The organism is Curtobacterium sp. VKM Ac-1393 (genome assembly GCF_015350995.1).
Taxonomy (GTDB): domain Bacteria; phylum Actinomycetota; class Actinomycetes; order Actinomycetales; family Microbacteriaceae; genus Curtobacterium.
In genome coordinates this window covers 397,601-422,292 of sequence record NZ_JADKRW010000002.1, presented here as the reverse complement: position 1 = coordinate 422,292, position 24,692 = coordinate 397,601, and the positions used below count along the sequence as shown (strand labels likewise).

The window sequence follows — 24,692 nt, the reverse complement described above, 5'->3', positions numbered from 1 at the left end:
CGCCGCGCCCGGAATCCTCGGCGCGCCGGAGCGAGACCAGAGAGCGAGTACCGCCTTGTCCCTCCCCGAACCGAACGTCCCGCGCCGCCGGGTGTTCCGCCGCATCGCCACCGCCACCGCCGTCGCGGTGGCCGGCGCCCTCGTCGTCGCCGGCTGCAGCTCCGGCAGCAGCGCCGACTCGATCGACAAGAGCGCCCCGAAGGAGCTCAAGGGCACCGTGTCCCTGTGGCACTTCTTCACCGGCCGCGAAGCCGGCGTCGTGAAGAGCGCCGTCGCGGGCTTCGAGAAGGCGAACCCCGGCGTCACGGTCGACATCCACGCCGGACAGGACGACGAGAAGCTGCAGAAGGCGATCTCGTCCGGCCAGAACATCGACGTGGGGCTGTCGTACTCGACCGCCATCGTCGGCAGCTTCTGCTCGTCGGGAGCGTTCCGCGACCTGTCGCCGTACATCGAGCGCGACAAGGTCGACCTGTCCGACATCCCGAAGGCCGTGCAGTCGTACACGCAGTACAAGGGCACGCGCTGCACGCTGCCGGCCCTCGCCGACGTGAGCGCCTTGATGTACAACAAGCCGCTGCTCGAGAAGGCGGGCATCACGACTCCGCCGAAGACCCTCGACGAACTCAAGACCGATGCGCTGAAGCTGACGACGTACAACTCCGACGGATCCATCAAGCAGCTCGGCTTCAACCCGCTCATCGACTTCTACGAGAACTCCCCCGAGCACTGGGCGCCGATGGTCGACGGCTCGTGGCTCGACAAGGACGGCAACAGCGTGATCGGCACCTCCGACGCGTGGAAGAAGCTCATCACCTGGCAGAAGGGCTTCGTCGACGAGATCGGCTACGACAAGCTCAAGGCCTTCACGTCGGGTCTCGGCCAGGAGTTCGCCGCCGACAACGCGTTCCAGACCGGTCAGGTCGCGATGCAGATCGACGGCGAGTACCGCACGGCGTTCATCAAGGACCAGAAGCCGGACCTCGACTACGGCACGGCGCCGACCCCGGTGATGGGCGGCCTCGGCAACTACGGCTCGACGTACATCGCGGGCAACGTGGCGGGCATCGCGAAGGGTTCGAAGCACCCGGAGCTGTCCTGGGCGCTCCTGAAGTACCTGTCGACCAACACCGACGCACAGGTCACGATGGGCAACGGGCTGAAGAACATCCCGACGCTCACATCGGCGCTGCAGTCCCCCGACCTCGAGGTCGACGAGAACTACAAGACCTTCGTCGACGTCGCGGGCAACGAGGACACCATGACCTCGCCGGGCACCGCGGACGGCGCCGCCTACATCGGCACCTTCACGAAGTTCTGGCAGGCGTACCAGCAGAACGGCGGCGACCTCGACGCCAAGCTCAAGAAGCTGGACTCGGACATCGACAACGCCAACCAGCTGGCTGGTCCGTGATGAGCGTCACCACCAAGACGACCGGCCGGGAGGCGCGGCTCGCCCGCGCCGCCCGGCCCACGGGCCCGACGGGGTCCGGTCCGGTGCCCCCGACGACTCCACGACGTCGGCCCCGCTCCGCCGAGTCTCGGCGCCGACTCGTCGCACTGACGATGCTCGCGCCGGCCCTGGCGGGCCTGGTGATCTTCTTCGCCTACCCCTTGGTCGCGTCGATCTTCTACTCGTTCACGCGCTACAACCAGCTGCAGGAGCCCGAGTTCGTCGGGCTGCTGAACTACAGGTTCCTGTTCACGCAGGACCCGCAGATCGGCCCCGCGGTCGTCAACACGGTGTGGTTCGTCGTGATCCTGGTACCGGTCCGGATCGTCTGCGGGCTCCTCGTGGCCGGACTGCTCAGCCGGGCCAAGACGGCCACCGGGTTCTGGCGGACGCTCTTCTACCTGCCCGCCCTGGTGCCGCCGGTCGCGAGCGTCGTGGCGTTCGTGTTCCTGTTCAACCCGGGCACCGGACCGGTCAACCAGATCCTGCGGCTCTTCGGCATCGACGGCCCGCTGTGGTTCAACGACCCGGCGTGGTCGAAGCCCTCGCTCGTGATCCTGGGTGTCTGGGTGATGGGCGACATCATGATCATCTTCCTGGCGTCGCTGCTCGACGTGCCGCGCGACCTGTACGAGGCTGCGTCGCTCGACGGCGCGAACGGCGTCCAGCAGGTGCGGCACATCACCCTGCCCACGATCGCGCCGGTGATCGGGTTCGCCGCAGTGACCGGGGTGATCGCGGCCCTGCAGTACTTCACCGAGGCCGCGGTGGCATCCGGGGTGGCCTCCGGCAAGGCGACGATCGGCGGCGGGACGGCGGCGCAGCTCGGCTACCCCGGCACATCGCTGCTGACCTACACCGAGCTGCTCTACCAGCACGGGTTCGCGAACTTCCAGTTCGGCTACGCGTCCGCGATGGCCGTGGTGCTGTTCGTGATCACCGCCGTGGTGCTCGTCTTCACGATGCGCCGGATCAGTGTGTTCCGGCCGGAGGAGTCCTGATGACCGCTGTGTCCCAGTCCCCGCTCACCCGGGAGCCCCGGGGGTCCGCTCCCCGCACCGGCCGGCCGCGCGGTCGCACGCTCGTGTGGATCGCCGAGCACGCCGCCCTGGTGGCCCTCGGCGTCCTGACCATCGCCCCGATCGTGTTCGTGGTCCTGACCTCGCTGATGTCGAGCAACCAGGCACTGACGGCGTCGATCGTGCCCCGGCCGTTCGACTTCTCGAACTACGCGCGGGTGTTCACCGAGCTGCCACTCACGCAGTGGTTCGGCAACTCGTCGATGTACGCCGTGCTCGCCACCGCGTTCATGCTCGTCAGCTCGGTGCCGGCGGCCTACGCGCTCGCCCAGATCAAGTTCAAGGGCGCGAACCTGATCTTCACGGTGATCATCGTCGCGATGCTCCTGCCCCCGCAGGTCACCGCGGTGCCGGTCTACGTGATGTGGTCGCACCTGCACCTGACCGGCACCCTGTGGCCGCTCATCCTGCCGAACCTGCTCGGGGACGCCTTCAGCATCTTCCTGCTCCGCCAGTTCTTCATGACCATCCCGAAGGAGTACGGCGACGCCGCCCGCATGGACGGCTGCAGCGAGTGGGGCGTGCTCTGGCGCGTGGTCGTGCCGATGGCCCGTCCGGGCATCGCGTCGGCAGCGATCTTCATGTTCTTCCACTCGTGGAACGACTACTACGGCCCACTGCTGTACGCGTCCGAGAACCAAGCGGCGTGGCCGGTGGCGTACGGGCTCGCCACGTTCCGCGGGCAGCACGGCACCGACTGGTCGATGACTATGGCGATGACCGTCGTCGTCATGGTGCCCGTCGTCGTCATCTTCTTCTTCGCACAGAAGGCATTCGTCGAGGGCATCGCGCTCACCGGCGTGAAGGGATAGCAGCTCCAGTGAAACTCACAGTCGTCGGTGGCGGATCCACCTACACCCCCGAACTCGTGGACGGCTTCGCCCGGCTCCGCGACCAGCTCCCCATCGACGAGCTCTGGCTCGTCGACCCCGACCCGGTGCGCCGCGAACTCGTCGGCGGCGTCGCCAGGCGGATGTTCGCGCACGCCGGGCACCCCGGCACGATCCACGTCACCGACGACGTCGTCGCGGGGGTCACCGATGCCGACGCCGTCATGTTCCAGCTCCGCATCGGCGGGCAGGCCGCGCGCCAGCAGGACGAGACCTGGCCGCACGAAGCGTGCTGCATCGGGCAGGAGACCACCGGCCCCGGCGGGTTCGCGAAGGCGCTCCGCACCGTACCCGTGGTGCTGGAGTACGCCGAACTCGTCCGGAAGCACGCCAAGCCGGACGCCTGGATCGTCGACTTCACCAACCCGGTCGGCATCGTCACCCGCGCGCTGCTCGAAGCCGGACACCGCGCGGTCGGCCTGTGCAACGTCGCGATCGGGTTCCAGCGCCGCTTCGCGAAGGAGTTCGGCGTCGCCCCCGACCACGTCCGGCTGGACCACGTCGGCCTGAACCACCTGACGTGGGAGCGCGGCGTGCACGTCACGGGCGCGGACGGCGTCGAGCGCGACGTGCTGCCCGACCTGCTCGCCCCGGACACCGGCGCGCTCGACCGGATGGCCGAGAGCGTCCACATGTCCCGCGACCTGATCCGCCTGCAGCACGCGGTGCCCTCGTACTACCTGCGGTACTTCTACTCGCACGACACCGTGCTGCAGGAGCAGCTGCACGAACCCACCCGTGCCGAGGCCGTCATGGAGACCGAGCGGGCCCTGCTCGCGAAGTACGCCGACGAGTCCGTCGTCACGAAGCCCGCAGAACTCGAGCAGCGCGGCGGTGCGTACTACTCCGAGGCCGCGATCGACGTGCTGTCCTCGATCCTCGGTGATCGCGGTGACGTCCAGGTGCTCAACGTGCGGAACGACGGCACGTTCCCGTTCCTGCCCGACGACCACGTCATCGAGGTGCCGGCGCGCGTCACCCGGCAGGCCATCACGCCGTTGCCGGTCTCACCGCTCGCCCCGGACATGGTCGGCCTGGTGTCGCACGTCGCCGGGTACGAACGGCTCGCGCTCGACGCCGCAGTGCACGGCGGCCGCGACCGCGTGCTCCGTGCGATGTGGGCGCACCCGCTCGTCGGGCAGGTGGACAAGGCGGAGCAGCTCACCGACCTCCTGCTTGCCGCGAACGCGGAACACATCCCGTGGGCGCGATCGGAGCAGGTGACGTGGGCGGGCTGAGCCGGACCGGCGAGGCGGGCCCGGCCCGAGCCTCCCGTCCGCCCGCGCCGGTCCCACCGGACGCGACCGACGTCGTGCTCGCCGTCGACGGCGGCGGGAGCAAGACCGACGTCGTCGCGATCGCGCTCGACGGGTCGATCGTCGGCCACGCGCGCGGTCCGGGGTCGAACCCGCAGACGCGGGGTTGGGACCTCGCCGGCCCGATCCTCGACGACGTCCGTGCGCGGGTGGTGAGCGAGCTGGGCGACCGCCGCATCCGCACCACGCACGTGTACCTGGCCGGGCTCGACCTGCACGACGAGCTCGTCGCAGCGACCGCGGCGCTCGCGCACTGGGCCGAGGACGGCGGCGAACCGCACGTCCTGGACAACGACCTGTTCGCGCTGCTGCGAGCCGGCACCCTGTCCCCCGACGCCGCCGCCGTGGTGTGCGGTACCGGGATCAACGCCCTCGCGGTGCGGGCAGACGGCACGACCGCACGGTTCCCGGCCATCGGCGACGTCTCCGGCGACTGGGGTGGCGGCGCGTGGCTCGGCAACCGGGCGCTCTGGCACGCCGCGCGGGCCGACGACGGTCGCGGTCCGGCGACGGCGCTGGTCGATGCAGTGCCGGCGGCTGTCGGGCTCCGCAGTGTCCGCGAGGTCACCGAGGCCATTCACTTCGGCCGCTTGGACCAGCGCGTGTTCAACCGACTCTGTCCGGTGCTGTTCGACGTCGCCGGAGCGGGTGACCCGGTGGCCCGGAGCGTCGTGGAGCGGCAGGCGGAGGAGATCGTCCTGCTCGCTGCGGTCGCGCTCGAGCGGTTGGGCCTCGGAGGTTCGGCGGCCGAGCCGGTGCCCGTCGTGCTCGGCGGCGGGGTGCTCGCTGCTCGGCACCCGTTGCTCGTGGGCGGTGTCGTCGACGGGCTCGCTGCCCGGGTCCCCGGAGCGGTGCCGACCTGGGTCACCGATCCCCCGGTGCTCGGTGCGGGGCTGGCGGCGCTGGAGTCCGTCGGTGCCGACGACGAGGCGCTCGAGCGGTACCGCGCGGCCGTGCGGTCCCGGGCCTTCGCGAGCACGACCGCGCTGATCCGCTGACGCGCGCGGGCGCGCGCGGGCGCGGGCGGGCGGGCGCGGACAGGCGGTCGTCGCGAGTCTTCGTGCTGAGCGACAGTTCACGCGCTCCCACAGCCGTGAACTGTCGCTCAGCGCGAAAACTGGCCCGCTGGCCCGCTGGCCGGCCGCCCGCCGGCCTACGCCAGCATCCCGAGCGTGTCGACCACGCGGTTCGAGAAGCCCCACTCGTTGTCGTACCAGGCGACGACCTTCACGTGCCGGCCCTCGTCGACGCGGGTCAGCAGCGAGTCGAAGATGCTCGACTCCGGCCGCCCGGTGATGTCCGTCGACACGAGCGGGTCCGCCGTGAACGCCAGGACCCCGGCGAGCGGACCGGACGCTGCGGCGCGGTAGGCATCGTTCACCTCGTCCACGGTCACGTCCCGCGAGACGACGGTGTTCAGCTCGACGATCGACCCGACGGGCACCGGCACGCGGATGGCGTCCCCGGACAGCTTGCCCTCCAGGCGGGGCAACACCAGCCCGATGGCCTTGGCCGCCCCGGTCGTCGTCGGCACGATGTTCACGCCGGCAGCGCGGGCCCGACGCAGGTCGCGGTGCGGCCCGTCCTGCAGGTTCTGCTCCTGCGTGTAGGCGTGCACGGTGGTCATGAAGCCGTGCTCGATCCCGGCCAGGTCGTCGAGCACCGATGCCAGTGGTGCGAGCGCGTTGGTCGTGCACGACGCGTTCGAGATGACGGTGTGGACGGCCGGGTCGAACGTGTCCGAGTTCACGCCGTACGCGATGGTGGCGTCCGCCCCGGTGGCCGGCGCGCTGATCAGGACCCGTCGGGCCCCGGCGGTCAGGTGGCCGGCTGCCGCGTCGCGTGCGGTGAAGCGCCCCGTGGACTCGAGGACGACCTCGACACCGAGCTCGGCCCAGGGCAGGTCCTCGGGCGAGGTCGACGCGAGCACACGGATGCGGCGGCCGTCGATGACGAGCGTGTCGCCGTCGACCTCGACGGCGCCGTCGAACGGCCCGAGGGCGGAGTCGTACCGGAACAGGTGTGCGAGCGTGTCGGGCGCGGTCAGGTCGTTCACGGCGACGACCTCGAGGTCGTCACCGCCTCGAGCGAGCAGGGCGCGGAGCGTGTTGCGGCCGATGCGGCCGAAACCGTTGATGGCGATGCGGGTCATGTGGAGTTCCTCTCGTTCCGCGGTCCATGCTCGTGGGCCGGGAGGCACGACTCCAGTGGCAAGGAAGCCAGCGTTCGAAAGGATCTCGCCATCAGGGCCGCGACGGCGTGGTCAGTCCTGGAACGTCCGTCGGTACTCGGTGGGCGACGTCCCGAGGATCCGCCGGAAGTGCGTCCGCAGGTTCGCGTCGGAACCGAGTCCCGCACGCTCGGCCACCTGGTCGACGCCGAGGTCCGAGCGCTCGAGGAGCTCTCGGGCCAGGTCGACCCGGGCCCGGAGCACCCACTGCATCGGCGTGTACCCGGTGTCCTCGACGAACCGACGCGAGAACGTCCGTGACGACACCGTGGCGTTCCTTGCGAGCGCCTCGAGCGTCAGGGGCTCGGCGAGGTGGCGGAGCGCCCACTCCCGGGTCTCCGCGAACACGTCGCCGAGTGGCTCGGGCACGCTGCGCGGGACGTACTGAGCCTGACCTCCGCTGCGGTACGGCGCGCTGACGAGCCGCCGCGCGACGTGGTTGGACAGCGCGACACCGTGGTCCTGCCGGACGATGTGCAGGCACAGGTCGATCCCGCTCGCCGCTCCGGCGCTGGTCAGCACCGAGCCCCCGTCGACGAACAACACGTCCTCGTCGACGTCCACCTCGGGGTACCGCTCACGGAGCACCCGGGTGTAGTGCCAGTGCGTCGTCGCACGGCGCCCGTCGAGCAGCCCCGCGGCTGCGAGTGCGAACGCCCCCGTGGAGATCGCGGCGATCCGGGCACCGCGCTCGTGGGCCCGCCCGAGTGCCACGACGACGTCGGCCGGCGGCGGCGCGCCCGAGGGTCGACGGTAGCCGGGGACAAAGACCGTCTCGGCCCAGTCCAGCGCCTCCAACCCGTGGTCGACCGCGTAGGCCAGTCCGTCCCCGCCGGCGATCCGTCCGGCCCGCGGCCCGCACACTCGCACCTCGTACGGCATGCTCGGCCGGTTCGAGAACACCTGCGCGGGGATGCCCACGTCGAGCGGCTTCGCGCCGTCGAGCACCAGGACCGCGACGCGGTGCAGCGGTGTCGGAGCCATGCCGACGACGCTATCCGACGACGTCGCCCTCGCGTTCTCCACAGATCTGTCAGCCCCTCCCCCTAGGATCAGTACATCACGTACGCTCCGTACGTGACGTACTCACCGGAGGCCCTCGTGCCGATCGCAGCCGACTACCCCACCTATTCACGCGCCCGCGAGCACTTCAAGGACATGCTCGACGCCACCGCGACCGGCCGTACCGTGACGGTGGCCCGCGACGGCGCGATCTCCGCGATGCTGCCCGTCGACCGGCTCCGCGACTACTTCTTCCGGACGGTCTCCCCGCGCGTCAGTGTCTTCCGCCAAGCCGGCTCGGTCGTCGTTCTCATGGAGGGGCGCCCGTTCGTCGCGCAGGGAACGGACGTCGACGACGCACTCGACGACCTCGCACTGTCCCTGCGGGAGTACGCGGTGGACTGGGAAGACCGTCTCCAGCACGCCCCGAACCACCACGACGCCTGGGCGCTCGTGCAACTCGTCAAGCTGTCCACGGACGCCGAACTGCGCGACTGGCTGGAGCGCGGCGGTGAGTAGCCCGAGGCATCCGGCACCGAACCGCGAGCACCACGACACGTTCTGCACGACCGAGCGCTGGACACTGGTGCGCGGTGCCACCGGGCAGCCCGTCCGACACCACCGCACCTACGAACTCACCCTGTGGGACGCACGCGTCCTGCGCACCCGGATCTCGAAGCCCGTCGACCGGTCGACGTACGGTGCTCGCATGTGGGCGCACGTCCTGCGCCACCAGCTGCAGGTCGATGCACAGGCCTTCTGGCGCTGCGTCGACGACGGCACGGTGCCGGACCGGGGCGCCCCCGCGCACCCGGCGCCCGCGAACGCCCTGCCGCTGTACCTGGTGCGTGCACTCCACGACCTCGGTGTGCCCGAGTCCGAGATCCTCGATCTGGATCCCGCCGGTGCGGCCGTCCTCCACGCCGAGCTCCTGAGCCGGGCCGCCGAGCAGTCCTGACCGTCAGGCGTCGCGGACGGCCAGCACCCGGTGCGGCGACGCCCGTTCGGCCCGCCACCCGCTCGGCAGCGCGTCCCCCAGTTCCGCCGCCGTGAACGACCGGCGGATCGACCGCAAGCCGTCGACCCGCACGAACGTCCCTGCCGACACCAACGGCGACGCCAGCGCGTACGCGCGGTAGGCCGCCGACGACCGACGGATGTCCGAGTGCACGCTCCGGCCCGTCGCCAGCACCTCGGAGTCGGCGAGGAACCCGTTCCGCTCGGCGTCGCCCAGGTGGTGCAGGACGTGGTTCGAGACCACGACGTCGAACCGTTCCCCCGCCGCCACCAGGTCGCCGCTCGACTGCTGCCGGAACGTCACGCCGCGCGGTGCCCGCCGGTTGGCCGCCTCGATCGCCCGCGGGTCCGGGTCGACCCCGACGACCTCGACGTCGAAGCCGTCGCTCGCGGCCCACCGCACGATGGCGCGGGCGAGGTCGCCACCGCCGCACCCGAGGTCGAGCACCCGGCCACGACCGTTCACCGGCAGCGCGGGCACGACGTGGGTCCGCCACGCCGAACGCCACCCGCTCACGAGGGCGTTGACCAGGGCGAAGCGCCGGAAGGTGCGCGCCAGCGCGCGCGGATCGCAATCCGGATCGTCCATGAGTTCGGTCAGGTCGAGCGCGCGGGTCCGCAGGTCGAGGGCCGGGAGGCCCGTGGGGCCTCCGGTGGGACGGCTCACGTGTGCGCCATGGTCAGCCGCGCACTCTCGACGGTGAGCCCGGGGCCGAAGGCGAGCGCCATCACGGCGGTGCCGTTCGGCACTCCGGCGTCGAGGGCCTCGCGGAGCACGAACAGCACGGTCGCGCTCGACATGTTCCCGTGGTTGCGCAGGACGGCCCGGCTCGCGGCGATCGCCGTGTCGGGCAGGTCCAGCGCCTGCTGCGTGCGGTCGAGGATCGCCCGGCCGCCCGGGTGCACGGCCCACACCGGCACGTCGGCGGCGGGTCCGTCCAGCAGCGACGCGACGGCCGCGGCGACGCTGGAGCCGACGAGCTTGGGGACCGCGGTGCTGAGCACCATCTCGAAGCCCTCGTCGCCGATGTTCCACGCCATCTCGCCCGCGCTCTCGGGCACGACCGCCGTGGCGAACGCGTCGAGGCGCAGACCGGGGCCACCAGCGGTGACCACGACGGCGGCCGCACCGTCGCCGAACACGCTGTTCGCGACGATCTGGTCCGGGTCGTCACTCGCACGGACGTGCAGAGTGCAGAGCTCGGCGCAGACGACCAGCACGACGGCGTCCGGGTCCGCCTCGGCGAACGCGGCGGCGATCCGGAGCGCCGGGAACGCCGCGCAGCACCCCATGAAGCCGATGTGGTGGCGGAAGACGGTGCGGCGCAGGCCGAGCTCCGTCACGATGTCCAGGTCCGGGCCGGGTTGCGTGAACCCGGTGCAGGACACCGTGACGACGTGCGTGACGGCGTCCGCATCGACGGTCGCACGGTCCAGCGCATCACGAGCGGCCTCGACGAAGAGCGGCGGCGCGAGTTCGCGGTAGCGGTCGTTGCGGGTCCCGGTCGAGGGCGAGTGCAGCCTGCCAGCGTCGTCGCGGAACGCCCCCGCGGCCCGGTGCCGGTCGAGTTCGTCCAGCACGGTGTGCCGGTGGTCGACCGCCGAGGCGTCGAAGGCTGCGGGGACCAGGCGCTTGCCGAGACGACCGAGCTCGGGCTGTGCGGCGAAGAGGTCCCGCACCGCCGCCTGCTCGAGTGTCGTCTCGGGGACGGCGGTTCCGATGGCGCGGATCGTTGCGGGCACGACCCATCCTGTCACCGGGTCGCTGACGCGTCCCCAGATTCGACGGCCCCGGACGCAACCGGGAACGGACGGGAGGCGCGGTGCCAGCTGGCACCGCGCCTCCCGTCCGTCTGTGCGTGCGCTGCAACCCGCGCTCCGGCCCGACCCGGAACGACACCATCGACGTCGTGCGACGTCGATGGTGTCGCCCGGCCGCGAGCGCAGCGAACCGGCGGTGGCCGTGAGCGCAGCGAACTGGCGGGCGGTGGCCGTAAGCGCAGCGAACTGGCCGAGGCGGTGACGCCCTGAGCGCAGCGATGGCGGCACTCGCCGGGAGACACAACAGAAAATGCCCCCGGACCGAAAGGTCAGGGGGCACTGCATGTTTCTGTGTCCGAAGGGGGACTTGAACCCCCACGCCCTAATACGGGCACTAGCACCTCAAGCTAGCGCGTCTACCAATTCCGCCATCCGGACTGGATGTGTGGCGATTTCCCCGGGTTTCCCCGGCGTCCCTGCCGAGAGAAAACACTAGCACGGGTCTGAACGCCCGATGAACACGGCCGCGCATCCCGGGCGCGTCCACCGGGCGGTGTCCCGCGGCGTCACCGGGCCGGGCGGCGTCGGTGCTGGCCGGTACCGTGAGGGCATGACGAACCCGGAGCCGACCGCGACCGAGCTCGAGGCCACCGCGGCGATCGCCCGCGACCTCATCCGCATCGACACGACGAACTGGGGCGAGGGGAAGTCGCGCGGTGAGACCGAGGCGGCGCACTACGTCGAGGACAAGCTCCGCGGGCTGGGGCTGGAGCCGCAGCTGTTCGAGTCCGAACCGGACCGGGTGAGCGTCGTCGCACGGGTCCCCGGTCGCGACCGCAGCAAGCCGGCCCTCGTGGTGCACGGTCACCTCGACGTCGTGCCGGCCGATCCGGCGAACTGGTCCGTCGACCCGTTCGGTGGCGTCGTCAAGGACGGCTCGCTGTGGGGTCGGGGCGCGGTCGACATGAAGAACATGGACGCGATGATGCTCACGTCGCTGGCGGACGTCATCGAGCAGCAGGGCGCTCCGGAGCGCGATCTGGTGATCGCGTACTTCGCCGACGAGGAAGCCGGGGGTGTCCTCGGGTCGCACCACGTCGTCGAGCACCACCCCGAGGTCTTCGCCGGGGCCAGTGCTGCCATCAGTGAGGTCGGCGGGTACTCGATCATCCTCGGGGACCGCCGCGCCTACCTGCTGCAGACGGGTGAGAAGGCACTGATGTGGATCAAGCTCGTTGCCCGTGGCACCGCGGCGCACGGCTCGCATGTCATCCGCGACAACGCGGTCACGAAGCTGGCCGCCGCGGTCGCACGGATCGGCAGCGAGGAGTGGCCGGTGCGCCTGTCCGCCACCACGGACGCGATGGTCACCGAGGTCGCACGGTTCCTCGGCGTCGACCCCACGGTGAGCGGCCCGGACGAGGTCGCACTCGCCACGGGGTCGGCCTCGCGGTTCATCCACGCGGCCCTGCACACCACGACGAACCCGACGGTCCTGACCGCGGGCTACAAGCACAACGTGATCCCGGACACCGCGGAGGCCCTGGTCGACATCCGCTGCCTGCCCGGCGACGAGGAGTCGGTGCTCGCCCGCGTGCGGGAGCTCGCCGGTGACGAGGTCGAGGTCGTCATGTCCTTCCGCGACATCGGTCTCGAGCAGGACTTCGGCGGGCCGCTCGTCGACGCCGTGCGCGACGTCCTCGGCCGCCACGACCCGGGTGCCCCGGTGCTGCCCTACCTGCTGTCGGGCGGCACCGACAACAAGGCGCTCTCGACGCTCGGCATCGCGGGCTACGGGTTCGTGCCGCTGCAGCTGCCCGCCGGTGTGGACTTCCCGGCGATGTTCCACGGCGTGGACGAGCGGGTGCCGCTCGACTCGCTCGCGTTCGGTCGGCGGGTCCTCGGGGACCTCCTGGCCACGTACTGATATTGTTCGTGGTCGCCTTCGTGGCGGTGTCCTGACCGACTTCCCCGAAAGGCCCGTGCGTGCACATCCTCGAGGCGATCTTCCTCGGCTTCGTCCAGGGGCTCACCGAGTTCCTGCCGGTGTCGTCCAGTGCGCACCTGCGCATCGTCGGCTTGTTCCTGCCCGACGCGAAGGACCCGGGAGCGGCCTTCACGGCCGTGACCCAGCTCGGCACCGAGACCGCGGTGCTCATCTACTTCTGGAAGGACATCACCCGGATCATCGGGCGGTGGTTCCGCTCCGTCGTCCGGCGTGACGTGCCGAAGGGTGACCCGGACGTCCGGCTCGGGTGGCTCGTGATCCTCGGCACCATCCCGATCGGCGTCGCCGGGCTCCTGCTCAAGGACTCCATCGAGACGACGTTCCGGTCGCTGTGGATCGTCGCGATCGTGCTCATCGTCTTCGGTATCGTACTCGGAGTGCTCGACGTCGTCGGCCGCAAGGAACGTCGGATCGAGCAGATGACCTTCGGTGGCGGCATCCTGATCGGCCTCGCGCAGGTGCTCGCGCTCGTCCCGGGAGTGTCCCGCTCCGGGGCGACGGTGTCGATGGGTCTCGCCCTCGGCTACACCCGCCCCGCCGCTGCACGGTTCGCGTTCCTGCTGGCCGTCCCCGCCGTGTTCCTGTCCGGCCTGTACGAGGCCGCGACGAGTCTCGGTGACCACGGAGCGCCCTTCGGACTCGCCGACACGCTCATCGCGACCGTGGTGGCCTTCGTCGTCGGGTTCGTCGTCATCGCGGCGTTCATGAACTACATCAGCAAGCGCAGCTTCATGCCGTTCGTCGTCTACCGCATCGCACTCGGTATCGTTCTCATCGTGTTGTTGTCGCTCGGAGTGATCCAGCCGTGAGGGCCTGGCAGGCCCCATCCGTCCCCGACGTCCCCGGTGCAGCGCCGCGACCCGTGGTGCACGACACCGCGACGGGCAAGCCGGTCGACCCGACCTGGGGCGAGGAGCGCGCGGCGCTCTACGTCTGCGGGATCACCCCGTACGACGCCACGCACATCGGCCATGCGGCCACCTACCTGGCGTTCGACACCCTCGGTCGCGCCTGGCGTGACGCCGGACTGGACGTCGAGTACGCGCAGAACGTCACCGACGTCGACGACCCGCTGCTCGAGCGTGCGACCCGCGACGGTGTCGACTGGCGCGAGCTCGCAGCGTCACAGGTGGACCTGTTCCGCCGCGACATGGAATCGCTCCGGATCCTGCCGCCCGACGACTTCGTCGCCGTCACGGACGAGGTCGACCGCGTCGCCGAGGCCGTCTCGTTCCTGCAGGAGACCGGGTACGCCTACGAGGTACCGACCCCGGACTCTGACGGCGACGACGTCTACTTCGACGTGAACCGCCCCACCGAGGCGTGGGCGCTCGGCGACGAGAGCCGCCTCGACCGCGAGACCATGCTCACGCTCGCTGCCGAGCGTGGCGGCGACCCGGAGCGCCCGGGCAAGCGCGACCCCTTGGACCCGCTGGTCTGGCGTGCGGCCCGAGATGGTGAGCCGAGCTGGGACACCGAGATCGGTCCCGGTCGCCCCGGCTGGCACATCGAGTGCAGCGTCATCGCCGGCGACCGCCTCGGCCTGCCGATCAGCGTGCAGGGCGGGGGCAGCGACCTCGTCTTCCCGCACCACGAGATGAGCGCGGGACACGCTGCGGCGCTCGCGCACCAGCCGCTCGCACACGCGTTCGTGCACACCGGGATGATCGCGTACCAGGGCACCAAGATCTCCAAGTCGCTCGGCAACCTCGTCACCGTGCGGGGGCTGCTCGACGACGGAGCGGACCCCCGGGCGATCCGGCTCGCGCTGCTGTCGCACAAGTACTCCGACGACTGGGAGTGGTTCGACACCGAGCTGACGAGTGCCGTGACGCGCCTCGCGACCTGGGATGCCTGGGCCTCGGGTGCGTCCGCCGGGCACACCGACGACGCGGCCGAGGTCGCGTCGCGGCTCCGTGCGCGGGTCTCCGACGACCTCGACACGCCGGGTGCGGTCGCCGCGGTCGACACGGCGATCGCGGGCGGCACGGCGTGCACGCCCGAGCTCGCCGACCTGGTCGACGCCCTGCTCGGCATCCGCCTGGCCTGAGGCGCGGGGGCGCGGGCACGGGCGCGGCGCGGGGGCACGCCCGGCCGGGTGCGCCGAGGTCGCATGACACGCCGCGCGCGTGCCGCCCGGGTTCCACGGACGGCAGCGTGCGACGTCGAGGTTCCGAAATCTCGGAACCTCGACGGGGCCAGGCGCTCGCGGGCCCCGCGGTCGCGTGACACGCCGCGTGTGTCCCGTCCGGGTTCCGCGAACCAACGCGGGCGCCGGTGAGATGCCGAGATCTCGGAACCTCGGCGGGTGCGGCCGGGCGCGTTGGGCGGGTTGGTCGCGACCAAGAGCCGGACGGGAGGCCCGTGGCGGGCCTAATCCGTGCCTCCCGTCCGCCACTTGGTCACGTCGACACGCCGTGCGTCACTCGCCGAGGTTCCACGGACCGCCGCGTGCGGCGGCGACATGCCGAGATTTCGGAACCTCGGCGGACACGGCCGAGCGAGCCGCGCCGGGCGCGACGTGAGCGTCGCGCCGACAGTCCCCGGCGCCCCGCGCTACTGCTGCGGCGGCTGCGGAGGCCGCCACGGCCCCTCGCCACCAGCTGTCCCGCCGTCCTTACCGTCCTTGTGCTCGCGGCGCCGCAGGTACTGCTCGAACTCCTGCGCGATCGCGTCCCCGGAGGCTTCGGGTGAGTCGACGGTGTCACGCGCCTGCTCGAGCTGCCCGATGTACGAGGCCATGTCCTCGTCGTCGGCGGCGAGGGCGTCGATGCCGTCCTCCCACTCGGTGGCGTCGTCGAGCAGGGTGCCGCGCGGCACGGTCACGTCGGTGAGCTCCTCGATCTTGTCGAGCAGTGACAGCGTGGCCTTCGGCGAGGGCGAGTTGTGCACGTAGTGCGGGACCGAGGCCCAGAGCGACAGCGTGGTGAGGCCGGCCTTGTCCATGGCGTCGGCGAGCACACCGAGGATGCCGGTCGGGCCCTCGTACGACGACTTGTCGACGTCGAACGCGGTCCGGACGCCGGCGTTCTCGCTCGACACGAAGACCGAGATCGGCCGGGTGTGCGGCACGTCGGCGAGCATCGCGCCCACGAAGACGACGGCGTCGATCGAGTACACGTCGGCGAGGTCGATGATCTCGGCGCAGAAGCCCCGCCAGGTGCGGGACGGCTCCGGTCCGACGAGGACGAACACGTCGCGGTCGGTGGGGGAGCCGGTGGCGCCGATGACGGGTCGACCCTCGGCGCCGGGGCCGTGCAGCACGATGCGGGGCCACTGCACGCCGCGGGCCCCGGTGTCGTCGGAACCCATGGTCGGGCGGTTGAACTGGTAGTCGACGTACCGCTCCCCGTCGAGCTCGCGCAGCTCGTCGAGCCCGAGCGAGTCGACGATGCGCCGAGCGAGTCCGCTGGCGGCCTCACCGGCGTCGTTCCAGCCCTCGAAGGCGACGACGAGCAACCGGCCGTCGCTGAAGGGGGAGTGCTGTGGCACGGAGCGGACCTCCTGGTGGTGGAGCGGAGCGGGGCGGGCGCGTCGAGGCGCCCGGCCGGACACGATGCAGGCATCCACTGTAGGCCCCGGCGACGCCCGCGGGCATGCGCGTCCGCGCCCAGCGGAACGGCCGAGCGGCCGGTGCGCGGCCCGCGCCCGCCGCGGCGCACGGCCCCGGTAGACTCGTCGCCCGTGACCGCGCATCCTCCTGTACTCGTCCCGCCCGCAGCCGTGCTGTGGGACATGGACGGCACGATCATCGACACCGAGCCGATCTGGCAGCGCTCCCAGGTCGACCTGACACAGCGCTTCGGTGCCGAGTGGACCCACGAGGACGGCCTGTCCCTGGTCGGCTCGGGCCTCGAGCGCTCCGGCGAGCTCCTCCGCGACAAGGGTGTCGACATGGAGGTCGAGGAGATCATCCAGTGGATGACGGACTACGTGATGGAGCACCTGCGCGACGGTGAACTGCCCTGGCGCCCGGGTGCCCGTGAACTCGTCGAGGAACTCCACGCCCGCGGCATCCCCACGGCGCTCGTGACGATGTCGCGCCGCAAGATGGCACTCGTCGCGGCCGAGGCCCTGGGCGAGCGCGGCTTCCGCGTGGTCGTGGCCGGTGACGACGTCGACCGTCCGAAGCCGTTCCCGGACGCCTACTTGTCCGCCGCCGCCCAGCTCGGCGTCGAGCCGACCGCGTGCGTCGCGATCGAGGACTCCGCCACCGGCGTCGCCTCGGCCGTCGCCTCCGGTGCCGTCACGGTCGCCGTGGAGCACATCGTCCCGCTGTCCGAGATCGCCGGCGGGGACGTGCACCTGACCACCCTGTCGGGTGTCGACGTCGACCGTCTGGTCGAGTTGACGGGGCCGGCGCTGGCCGCGCGCGCTGGACTGACGGGAGGCCCGGTGCCGGACCCGGCGCACGCTGCGGACACCGAGGGAGTCACCCGATGAGCCACACCGACCCGACCGCAGCGCTGCCGCACACCGCTGGTGGCGCCCCGCACACGCCGCCGCGCGGCCCGTTCCGGGCCGGTGACCGCGTCCAGCTGACCGGTCCGAAGGGCAAGCTGACGACGCTGTCCCTCGAGACCGCCGGCGAGTACCACACCCACCGCGGCGTGCTCCGGCACGACGACGTCATCGGCCAGCCCGACGGCTCGGTGATCCGTGCCAGCACCGGCGACGAGTACCTGGCGCTGCGTCCGCTGCTCAACGACTACGTCATGTCGATGCCGCGCGGTGCGGCGATCGTCTACCCGAAGGACGCCGCACAGATCGTCGCCTTCGCCGACGTCTTCCCGGGCGCCCGCGTGGTCGAGGCGGGCGTCGGTTCTGGTGCGCTCTCGCTGTTCCTGCTGCGTGCGATCGGTCCGACCGGCCGGCTGCAGTCGTTCGAGCGCCGCGAGGAGTTCGCGGCGATCGCGAAGGGCAACGTCGGCACGTTCCTGGGCGCCGTCCCGGACAACTGGTCCGTGACCGTCGGCGACCTGGTCGAGGAGCTGCCCGGCGCCGTCGACGAACAGAGCGTCGACCGTGTCGTCCTGGACATGCTCGCGCCGTGGGAGTGCGTCGACGCCGCAGCCGACGCCCTCGTGCCCGGCGGACTCATCGTCTGCTACGTCGCGACCGTCACCCAGCTGTCCCGCACGGCCGAGGCCCTGCGCGACACCGGTCGCTTCACCGACCCGATGCCGAGCGAGACGCTGGTGCGCACCTGGCACGTCGAGGGGCTCGCCGTCCGACCCGACCACCGCATGGTCGGGCACACCGGGTTCCTCATCACGGCGCGTCGCCTGGCCGACGGGACGGTGCTGCCGAACCTGAAGCGCCGCGCTGGCAAGGTCGAGTTCTCCGACGAGGACATCGAGGCCTGGACCCCCGGCGCCGTGGGCGAGCGCGCGACGAGCGACAAGAAGCTCCGCAAGGTCGCACGGCAGTCGGCGGCCCAGGCCCGCAAGGTCGCCGCTGCCGAGGCGGGGTCGGCCTCGGCCGCCGCCGAGGCGTCGCCGGACACCGTCGGAGACGCGTCCGAGCCGACCGACGGCGAACGGTAGGCTGACGGTCGTGCCCGTCCTGCATCGAACGGAAAGAGGGTCCGTGCGCACCATCCCCGCACTCCTGGTCACCATCGGTCTCGCGGCCTCGCTCACGGCGTGCGCCTCGAACGGCGCCGGCACCACCCCCTCGAGCTGCGCCGCACCCGGTGCTGCGTCCGAGGCCGTGACCGCCACCGGCGCGTTCGGCAAGGAGCCGAAGGTGTCGATCCCGAGCGGCCTCACCACCAAGGGCACCCAGGTCTCCGTCCTGAAGCAGGGCGACGGCCGCACGATCGACGACGGCACCCCCGTGCTCATCGAGTACACGCTCGTCGACGGCGCCACCGGCGAGGTCGCGCAGACCAGCGGGTACTCCGGTCAGACGGCCCCGATCACCGCGGGGGCGAGCAACTACGGCGCCCTCGGCAAGTCGCTCGAGTGCGCACAGGTCGGCGACCGGCTCGCCGTCGCGCTGCCGAAGAGCGCGCTCAGCAGTTCCGACACCAGCGCGACCACCGACAGCGGCTCGTCGGGGAAGACCGAGGACGCCGTCATCGCCGTGATCGACGTCAAGCGTGCCTTCGACGCCCGCGCGACCGGCACCCCGCAGCTCGCAGGCGACAAGATGCCCGCCGTCGTGCTCGCACCGTCCGGTGCCCCCGGCATCACGATCCCGTCGTGGAACGCGCCGAAGTCGAACGAGACGCACCTGCTCCGCAAGGGGTCCGGTCGCCTGCTCACCGCGAAGGACACCGCGGTCATCAAGTACACCGCCGTGACCTGGGGCGCGGACCCGTCCGTGGCCGGGTCCAGCTGGACCGACGGCTCGGGTGCGCAGACCGTGCCGCTCACCAAGGGTCAGGTCGACGAGGGCGTCCGCACCGCCATCGTCGGGCACCACGTCGGCGACCAGGTGCTGGCCGTCGTGAACCAGCAGGGCACCGCCTACGCGTACGTCATCGACGTGCTCGGAGCGATGTCGAGCTGACGCTCGCACACCGTCCACCGACCGCGGCGCGGGTGCACTTCGGTGCACCCGCTCTGCCGTAGGATCGCCTCGTGCCAGCGACCCGTGTGCCCCGTGTGCCCGCCGAGGAGCGGCTCTTCAGCCTCGTGCTCGCGCTGCTCTCGACGGAGTCCGGGCTGACCAAGGCGGAGATCCTGACGAACGTGCAGGGCTACCGCCAGCGGTTCACGCCGGGCGGGGACAACGCCTCGCTCGAGCGCCAGTTCGAACGCGACAAGGACGACGTCCGCGAGCTCGGCATCCCGCTCGAGACGATCGAGACGCCCGGTGCCGCCGGCAACAACCAGACGCTGCGGTACCGGATCCCGAAGGGCGAGTACGACCTGCCCGTCGACGTCCGCTTCACCCCGGACGAGTCCGCACTGCTCTCGCTGGCCGCGATGGCCTGGCGTGAAGGTGCCCTGTCGGCCGACTCCCGTCGAGGGCTCCTCAAGGTCCGTTCAGCCGGTTCCGAGGACGACGACGGTGCACTGCAGCTCGGTGTCGACGCGTACGCCCCCCGGCTCCGGGCTCGTGACGCGGCCTTCGAGCCGCTCCGCTCCGCGCTCGACCGTGGCGCCGCCGTCCGCTTCGACTACATCACCCCCGGGCAGCACGAGGCCCGACGACGCGAGGTCGCTCCGCTCGCCCTCGTGCAGCACGGCGGTCGCTGGATGCTCGCGGCCCACGAGTTCGCGACGGACTCGGACAAGAACTACCTGCTGTCGCGGGTCGTCGGCCCCGTCACGCAGTACGAGGTCGGGCAGCACACCGCGCCGGTGGGCGCGGGGGAGCGCACGCTCGCCGAGCTCGAACGGATCTGGTCCGCACGCACCGCACGCATCGCGGTGACCCCGGGGTCCGACGCCGAGCGGCGACTCACGCGCCGCCGCGACACCGAGACCGACGCCGACGGCGCCCTCGTGCTGCACCACGTCGACCCGCAGATCCTCGCCGAGGAACTCGCGGCGTTCGGTCCCGAGGTCCGGGTGCTCGAACCGGACGACCTGCGGCTGCGGGTCGTGGAGCGACTCCGAGCCCTGGTGCGGGACCACAGCGACGGAGAGGAGCCCGCCCGTGGCTGAGACCCAGCCCCTGCAGGCGCAGGACAAGCTCGCGTTCCTGCTCGCCCTGGTGCCGTACCTGATCGACCGCGAGCGCGTCTCGGTGGCCGAGGCCGCACGCCACTTCGGTGTCCCCGAAGCCCGGATCCGCCGTGCCGTGGAGCTCATCGCGGTGTCCGGTGTGCCCGGTGAGACGATGCAGTACCAGCACGGCGACCTGTTCGACATCGCGTGGGACGACTTCGACCAGAACGAGATGATCGTCCTGACGAACCTCGTCGCCATCGACGACTCACCCCGGCTGTCCGCGCGTGAGGCCTCGGCGCTCATCGCCGGGCTGCAGTACCTCTCCGCGCTGCCCGAGGCCGCCGACCGCGACGCCATCCGCGCGCTCATGGCCAAGCTGTCCCGTGGTGCCGGTGGCGCGGCCTCGACCGTGGCCGTGGGGCAGGACCTGCACGACGTCGCCCTCGCCACGATCCGCCGCGCCATGGCGGACGGCCGCGGGCTGTCCTTCGAGTACGCCGGCCCGCGCACCCAGGGCGGCACCCGCCGGGTCGACCCGCTGCGCGTCGAGTCGATCGACACCGATTGGTACCTCCGTGCGTGGGACCTCGACCGGCAGGCGCTCCGGACCTTCCGTCTCGACCGGATGTCCGGCGCACGCGTCGACGACCGTGCGGTGGAGAAGTCCGCCGACCAGGTCGTGATCCCCGACACCCTGTTCCAGCAGTCGGCGGAGGACGTCATCGTCACGGTGGAGCTCGACTCGTCGTCGCTCCCGCTCGTGGCCGACTTCCTCGCCGACACGGCCGACGCCCCCGACGCCGACGCCCGTGTGCGCATCCGGCTCGCGGCGTCCAACGGGTTCGACGGCGTCGTCCGGCTCGTCGCCGGGCTGCCCGGTCGCGCCGTGGTGCTCGACCCGCCCGCGGCACGGAACGCCGTGCGTGACTTCGCCGCCGCCGCCCTCACCGCTGGCTGACCGAGTCGGCTGACCGCCCCTGCATGTGCGTTCGCACGGAGCGCGTCGGAGTGTCGGTCCCCACCCCGTAGGATCGAGCCATGGCTTCGACGACCGCGCGCGGGCGAGCGAGGCGGCAGGGGCGCCGTGACGGCGACGCCGAAGGCCGCATGTCGCTCGGGCAGCACCTCATCGAGCTGCGCAACCGCCTCTTCCGCGCAGTCATCGCCGTCGTCGTCGCCGCGGTCGGTGGGTGGTTCCTCACCCCGTTCGTGCTGGACTCGCTCCGCGCTCCGGTTGCGGAGCTCGCGAAGGTCGGCGGGCACACGGCCGAGCTGAACTTCCCGATGATCACGGGGGCGTTCGACCTCAAGCTGCAGATCGCGATCACGATCGGCATCGTCATCGCCAGCCCGGTCTGGCTCTACCAGATCTGGGCGTTCATCGTGCCCGCCCTGGTGCGGCGTGAGAAGCAGTACGTGTGGGGCTTCCTGGGCACGGCGATCCCGCTGTTCTTCGCCGGGTGCTACTTCGGGTGGTACATCCTGCCGCACGTGGTGGGCATCCTCGGCAGTTTCGTGTCGAGCCAGGACACCTCGATCGTCGACGCCAAGGCGTACTACGACTTCGTCATCAAGCTCATCGTCGCCGTCGGCATCGCGTTCGTGCTGCCGGTCTTCATCGTGCTGCTGAACTTCGTCGGGGTCCTGTCGGCCGCAGCGATCATCAAGTCGTGGCGCGTCGCGATCGTGTGCATCCTAGTGTTCTGCGCGATCGTCACCCCGAGCGCCGACGTCATCTCGATGTTCCTGCTGGCCGTCCCGATGGTGGTGCTCTACATCGCTGCCTGCATCGTGGCCTGGTTCCACGACCGCCGGCTGGCGAAGAAACAGGCCAAACTCGACGAAGAGTACGGCCTGTGAGCGGCGCGGACCTCAGTGCGGCCGAGCGCTTCGCCGCCGCCAAGGTCCGGAACCGCTCCCGCAACCTGGAGCTGTTCCGCGCCGACCTGCGCTTCGACCTCGACCCGTTCCAGTTCGCCGCGTGCGACGCGTTGGACCAGGGCCGCAGCGTGCTCGTCGCCGCCCCGACCGGCGCGGGCAAGACGATCATCGCCGAGTTCGCGATCTGGCTCGCGATGCGGCAGCCGACGGCGAAGGTGTTCTACACGACGCCGATGAAGGCCCTGAGCAACCAGAAGTACGCCGAGCTGGTCGAGGTCTACGGCGAGTCCGAGGTGGGGCTGCTCACCGGTGACACCAACGTGAACCCGCGGGCGCGGGTCGTCGTCATGACGACCGAGGTCCTGCGGAACATGATCTACGCCGACTCCGACCTGCTCGACGACCTCGCCTGGGTCGTCCTCGACGAGGTCCACTACCTCGCCGACCGGTTCCGCGGTGCCGTGTGGGAAGAAGTGATCCTGCACCTGCCGACCGAGGTCCGTCTGGTCTCCCTCAGCGCCACGGTCTCCAACGCGGAGGAGTTCGGCGACTGGCTGCAGGCGGTCCGCGGGGACACCGACGTCATCGTGTCCGAGGACCGCCCGGTCCCGCTCGAGCAGCACGTCCTGGTCGGCTCGAAGATGGTCGACCTGTTCGACTCCAGCGGTGCGGCGGCGACGAACCGCGTCAACCCGGAACTGCTCCGCATGGTCGGCGGTGCCTCGCGCAGCGAACGGCACGGCGGCGGCCACCGTGGCGGACGAGGGCGTGGGGGCTACCACGACCGCCGGGGTCCGCGCACCGAGAAACTGCACCGCGAACGCATCGCGCACATGCTCGACGAGCGGATGCTGCTGCCCGCGATCTTCTTCGTGTTCAGCCGTGCCGGGTGCGACCAGGGAGTCCGGAACGTCCTGCGGTCCGGGCTGTCGCTCACCACGGTGCCGGAGCGCAACGAGATCCGCGAGACCGCCGAGTACCACTGCCGCACGCTGCCGGACGAGGACCTCGCCGTCCTCGGCTACTGGGAGTTCCTCGAAGGACTCGAGCGCGGTGTCGCAGCGCACCACGCCGGCATGCTCCCCGCGTTCAAGGAGGTCGTCGAGAACCTCTTCCAGCGCAAGCTGCTCAAGGTCGTGTTCGCGACCGAGACCCTGGCGCTCGGCGTGAACATGCCGGCCCGCACGGTCGTGCTCGAGAAGCTCGAGAAGTTCAACGGCGAGGCCCGTGTCCCGATCACCCCGGGGGAGTACACGCAGCTGACCGGTCGTGCCGGGCGCCGTGGCATCGACGTCGAGGGGCACTCGGTCATCCAGTGGACCGACGGGCTCGACCCCCAGGCCGTCGCGTCGCTCGCCAGCCGTCGCACGTACCCGCTGAACTCGTCGTTCAAGCCGACGTACAACATGGCCGTCAACCTCATCGACCAGTTCGGTCGGCAGCGCACGCGCGAGGTGCTCGAGACCTCGTTCGCCCAGTTCCAAGCCGACCGTTCGGTCGTGGACCTCGCCCGCAAGGTCCGCTCGCAGCAGGAATCGCTCGAGGGCTACCGCGAGGCGATGCAGTGCCACCTCGGCGACTTCACCGAGTACTCGACGCTCCGCCGCGAGCTGTCCGACCTCGAGCGGACGAACGTCCCCGGCGGGCGTGAGGCATCGCACGGTGCACGTCAGGAACGGCAGGCCGCGATCACGGCGGTCCGTCGCCAGATGCAGCGGCACCCCTGCCACGCCTGCCCTGATCGCGAGGCGCATGCCCGCTGGGCGGAGCGCTGGTGGAAGCTCAAGCGCGTCAACGACAAGCTGCTCCAGCAGATCCGGTCCCGTACCGGCGCCGTCGCGACGACGTTCGACCGGGTGACCGACGTGCTCCTGCAGCTCGGGTACCTGGTCGACGCCGGCAACGGCGAGGCCACCGTCGCCGCGGGCGGCCGTCGTCTGCAGCGCATCTACGGGGACCGCGACCTGCTCGTCGCCGAGTGTCTCGAGGCCGGTGTGTGGAAGGACCTCACTCCGGCGCAGCTCGCGGCGATGGCCGCCACGATCATCTACCAGCCCCGTCGCGACGACGCCCCCGGCACCGAGCACGCGCTGCCGCGTGGCGCCTTCCGCCCGGCGCTCGACGAGACCCTGACCATCTGGTCGCGCCTCGACGACATCGAGCGCGATGCCCGCCTGGCCGGCTCGTTGCCGCCGACCCCGGCGATGGCGGTCGGCATGTTCCGCTGGGCATCCGGCTCGGCTCTCGACGACGTCCTGCGGACGCTCGACCTGCCCGCCGGCGACTTCGTGCGCTGGTCGAAGCAGGTCATCGACCTGCTCGACCAGATCCGGAACGCCGGTGACGACGACCTCGCCCAGACCGCTCGACGCGCGACCGACGCGGTGCGCCGCGGCATCGTCGCCTACGCAGCGGTCTGACGGGAGGCAC

General features: G+C 71.2%; 22 protein-coding genes and 1 tRNA gene. 17 read left to right on the top strand and 6 right to left on the bottom strand.

Going from position 1 to position 24,692, the window contains the following annotated elements:
- The first annotated feature begins 55 nt into the window (after positions 1-55).
- Genes ITJ59_RS05845 through ITJ59_RS05825 form a run of 5 tightly spaced genes read left to right on the top strand, consistent with a single transcriptional unit; the run spans position 56 to position 5,736 of the window.
- Complete coding sequence (locus ITJ59_RS05845) at positions 56-1,414, top strand: extracellular solute-binding protein (protein WP_228511083.1); 1,359 nt, start codon at positions 56-58, stop codon at positions 1,412-1,414.
- Complete coding sequence (locus tag ITJ59_RS05840) at positions 1,414-2,454, top strand: carbohydrate ABC transporter permease (RefSeq protein WP_228511081.1); 1,041 nt, start codon at positions 1,414-1,416, stop codon at positions 2,452-2,454. The genes ITJ59_RS05845 and ITJ59_RS05840 overlap by 1 nt, the downstream gene beginning before the upstream one ends.
- Positions 2,454-3,344: a carbohydrate ABC transporter permease gene (locus ITJ59_RS05835; RefSeq protein ID WP_194650169.1), complete on the top strand. Its 891-nt coding sequence runs from the start codon at positions 2,454-2,456 to the stop codon at positions 3,342-3,344. Before ITJ59_RS05840 ends, ITJ59_RS05835 begins: the two co-directional genes overlap by 1 nt.
- A gap of 8 nt (positions 3,345-3,352) precedes the next feature.
- Positions 3,353-4,660 (top strand): 6-phospho-beta-glucosidase, encoded by a 1,308-nt coding sequence (locus ITJ59_RS05830; protein WP_194650168.1) that lies wholly within the window; start codon positions 3,353-3,355, stop codon positions 4,658-4,660.
- Positions 4,648-5,736, top strand: coding sequence for an N-acetylglucosamine kinase (locus ITJ59_RS05825; protein ID WP_323749415.1), 1,089 nt, complete (start codon positions 4,648-4,650; stop codon positions 5,734-5,736). The genes ITJ59_RS05830 and ITJ59_RS05825 overlap by 13 nt, the downstream gene beginning before the upstream one ends.
- Before the next feature lie 155 nt (positions 5,737-5,891).
- Here the strand turns inward: ITJ59_RS05825 and gap are convergent, their stop codons facing one another.
- The gene (gene gap, locus ITJ59_RS05820; protein ID WP_194650167.1) at positions 5,892-6,890 is read right to left on the bottom strand and encodes a type I glyceraldehyde-3-phosphate dehydrogenase; all 999 of its coding nucleotides are present in this window, start codon (positions 6,888-6,890) and stop codon (positions 5,892-5,894) included.
- Between the two features lie 111 nt (positions 6,891-7,001).
- A complete protein-coding gene (locus ITJ59_RS05815) occupies positions 7,002-7,952 on the bottom strand; it encodes a GlxA family transcriptional regulator (protein ID WP_194650166.1) in 951 nt (316 codons plus the stop codon).
- A gap of 93 nt (positions 7,953-8,045) precedes the next feature.
- On the opposite strand from ITJ59_RS05815, the gene ITJ59_RS05810 reads away from it, so the two are divergent.
- Both ITJ59_RS05810 and ITJ59_RS05805 read left to right on the top strand, forming a co-directional pair.
- Positions 8,046-8,489, top strand: a complete 444-nt coding sequence (locus tag ITJ59_RS05810) for a prevent-host-death protein (protein WP_194650165.1) — start codon at positions 8,046-8,048, stop codon at positions 8,487-8,489.
- A complete protein-coding gene (locus ITJ59_RS05805) occupies positions 8,482-8,928 on the top strand; it encodes a cytotoxic translational repressor of toxin-antitoxin stability system (RefSeq protein WP_194650164.1) in 447 nt (148 codons plus the stop codon). The genes ITJ59_RS05810 and ITJ59_RS05805 overlap by 8 nt, the downstream gene beginning before the upstream one ends.
- A 3-nt stretch (positions 8,929-8,931) precedes the next feature.
- Here ITJ59_RS05805 and ITJ59_RS05800 read toward each other — a convergent pair whose 3' ends face one another.
- The 3 genes from ITJ59_RS05800 to ITJ59_RS05790 form a co-directional block, all read right to left on the bottom strand.
- On the bottom strand, positions 8,932-9,654 hold the full coding sequence (locus ITJ59_RS05800; RefSeq protein WP_194650163.1) for a methyltransferase domain-containing protein: 723 nt from the start codon (positions 9,652-9,654) through the stop codon (positions 8,932-8,934).
- Entirely contained in the window at positions 9,651-10,730 is a 1,080-nt protein-coding gene (locus ITJ59_RS05795; RefSeq protein ID WP_194650162.1) for a type III polyketide synthase, read from the bottom strand. Before ITJ59_RS05795 ends, ITJ59_RS05800 begins: the two co-directional genes overlap by 4 nt.
- A 370-nt stretch (positions 10,731-11,100) precedes the next feature.
- Positions 11,101-11,186 (bottom strand) — tRNA-Leu (locus ITJ59_RS05790).
- Positions 11,187-11,358: 172 nt separating this feature from the next.
- On the opposite strand from ITJ59_RS05790, the gene ITJ59_RS05785 reads away from it, so the two are divergent.
- From ITJ59_RS05785 to mshC, 3 genes are read left to right on the top strand one after another with little or no spacing between them, the layout of a single operon-like run.
- Positions 11,359-12,675, top strand: coding sequence for a M20/M25/M40 family metallo-hydrolase (locus tag ITJ59_RS05785; RefSeq protein WP_194650161.1), 1,317 nt, complete (start codon positions 11,359-11,361; stop codon positions 12,673-12,675).
- Between the two features lie 59 nt (positions 12,676-12,734).
- Positions 12,735-13,565, top strand: coding sequence for an undecaprenyl-diphosphate phosphatase (locus ITJ59_RS05780; RefSeq protein ID WP_194650160.1), 831 nt, complete (start codon positions 12,735-12,737; stop codon positions 13,563-13,565).
- Positions 13,562-14,806, top strand: a complete 1,245-nt coding sequence (mshC, locus tag ITJ59_RS05775) for a cysteine--1-D-myo-inosityl 2-amino-2-deoxy-alpha-D-glucopyranoside ligase (RefSeq protein ID WP_194650159.1) — start codon at positions 13,562-13,564, stop codon at positions 14,804-14,806. The genes ITJ59_RS05780 and mshC overlap by 4 nt, the downstream gene beginning before the upstream one ends.
- Before the next feature lie 506 nt (positions 14,807-15,312).
- On the opposite strand, the gene ITJ59_RS05770 is transcribed toward mshC, so the two are convergent.
- Entirely contained in the window at positions 15,313-16,248 is a 936-nt protein-coding gene (locus ITJ59_RS05770; RefSeq protein WP_194650158.1) for a proteasome assembly chaperone family protein, read from the bottom strand.
- Positions 16,249-16,440: 192 nt separating this feature from the next.
- Between ITJ59_RS05770 and ITJ59_RS05765 the strand changes: the two genes are divergently transcribed.
- The 7 genes from ITJ59_RS05765 (at position 16,441) to ITJ59_RS05735 (ending at position 24,682) form a co-directional block, all read left to right on the top strand.
- Positions 16,441-17,199 carry an HAD family phosphatase gene (locus ITJ59_RS05765; protein ID WP_323749414.1) on the top strand — a complete coding sequence of 253 codons (759 nt, stop codon included), beginning with the start codon at positions 16,441-16,443 and terminating at the stop codon, positions 17,197-17,199.
- On the top strand, positions 17,196-18,302 hold the full coding sequence (locus tag ITJ59_RS05760) for a tRNA (adenine-N1)-methyltransferase (RefSeq protein ID WP_228511077.1): 1,107 nt from the start codon (positions 17,196-17,198) through the stop codon (positions 18,300-18,302). Before ITJ59_RS05765 ends, ITJ59_RS05760 begins: the two co-directional genes overlap by 4 nt.
- Positions 18,303-18,345: 43 nt before the next feature.
- Positions 18,346-19,272, top strand: coding sequence for a hypothetical protein (locus tag ITJ59_RS05755; RefSeq protein ID WP_194650157.1), 927 nt, complete (start codon positions 18,346-18,348; stop codon positions 19,270-19,272).
- Between the two features lie 71 nt (positions 19,273-19,343).
- Positions 19,344-20,375, top strand: coding sequence for a helix-turn-helix transcriptional regulator (locus ITJ59_RS05750; RefSeq protein ID WP_194650156.1), 1,032 nt, complete (start codon positions 19,344-19,346; stop codon positions 20,373-20,375).
- The gene (locus ITJ59_RS05745; protein WP_194650155.1) at positions 20,368-21,339 is read left to right on the top strand and encodes a helix-turn-helix transcriptional regulator; all 972 of its coding nucleotides are present in this window, start codon (positions 20,368-20,370) and stop codon (positions 21,337-21,339) included. The genes ITJ59_RS05750 and ITJ59_RS05745 overlap by 8 nt, the downstream gene beginning before the upstream one ends.
- A gap of 149 nt (positions 21,340-21,488) precedes the next feature.
- On the top strand, positions 21,489-22,241 hold the full coding sequence (gene tatC, locus ITJ59_RS05740) for a twin-arginine translocase subunit TatC (RefSeq protein ID WP_194650392.1): 753 nt from the start codon (positions 21,489-21,491) through the stop codon (positions 22,239-22,241).
- On the top strand, positions 22,238-24,682 hold the full coding sequence (locus ITJ59_RS05735; protein ID WP_194650154.1) for a DEAD/DEAH box helicase: 2,445 nt from the start codon (positions 22,238-22,240) through the stop codon (positions 24,680-24,682). The genes tatC and ITJ59_RS05735 overlap by 4 nt, the downstream gene beginning before the upstream one ends.
- Positions 24,683-24,692 lie beyond the last annotated feature (10 nt).

Coding starts and splice junctions, on each gene's coding strand:
- ITJ59_RS05840 (WP_228511081.1), top strand. CDS start 1,414: ATGAGCGTCACCACCAAGACGACCGGCCGGGAGGCGCGGCTCGCCCGC.
- ITJ59_RS05835 (WP_194650169.1), top strand. CDS start 2,454: ATGACCGCTGTGTCCCAGTCCCCGCTCACCCGGGAGCCCCGGGGGTCC.
- gap (WP_194650167.1), bottom strand. CDS start 6,890: ATGACCCGCATCGCCATCAACGGTTTCGGCCGCATCGGCCGCAACACG.
- ITJ59_RS05815 (WP_194650166.1), bottom strand. CDS start 7,952: ATGGCTCCGACACCGCTGCACCGCGTCGCGGTCCTGGTGCTCGACGGC.
- ITJ59_RS05785 (WP_194650161.1), top strand. CDS start 11,359: ATGACGAACCCGGAGCCGACCGCGACCGAGCTCGAGGCCACCGCGGCG.
- ITJ59_RS05760 (WP_228511077.1), top strand. CDS start 17,196: ATGAGCCACACCGACCCGACCGCAGCGCTGCCGCACACCGCTGGTGGC.
- tatC (WP_194650392.1), top strand. CDS start 21,489: ATGTCGCTCGGGCAGCACCTCATCGAGCTGCGCAACCGCCTCTTCCGC.